This is a genomic window from Scytonema sp. PCC 10023, assembly GCF_963920835.1.
In the GTDB taxonomy this organism is placed as follows: Bacteria; Cyanobacteriota; Cyanobacteriia; order Cyanobacteriales; family Nostocaceae; genus Kalymmatonema.
Window position 1 is genome coordinate 1 of the sequence record NZ_CAWUDP010000406.1, and the last position, 248, is coordinate 248.

Below are 248 nucleotides of genomic sequence, written 5' to 3' on the forward strand. Positions count from 1 at the left end.
GCACTGTACCGTCTTCACCACCACTGACAATTCTCTGGTTATCAGTACTTATTGCTACTGAAAATACAAACCCCTGATGACCTTTCAATTCAGCGACTTGTTTGCCCTGAGTATCCCACAACCGCACTGTACCGTCTTCACCACCACTGACAATTCTCTGGTTATCAGTACTTATTGCGACTGAGTATACTTCACCCTGATGACCTCTCAATTCAGCGAGGAGCTTGCCCTGAGTATCCCACAACCGC

1 protein-coding gene is annotated in these 248 nt (G+C 47.2%); it reads right to left on the reverse strand.

The annotated features are described in order from the left end of the window. Window positions 1–248: WD40 repeat domain-containing protein (locus ACM0OZ_RS49370; protein WP_414590240.1), on the reverse strand; the 248-nt coding region annotated here is incomplete at both ends.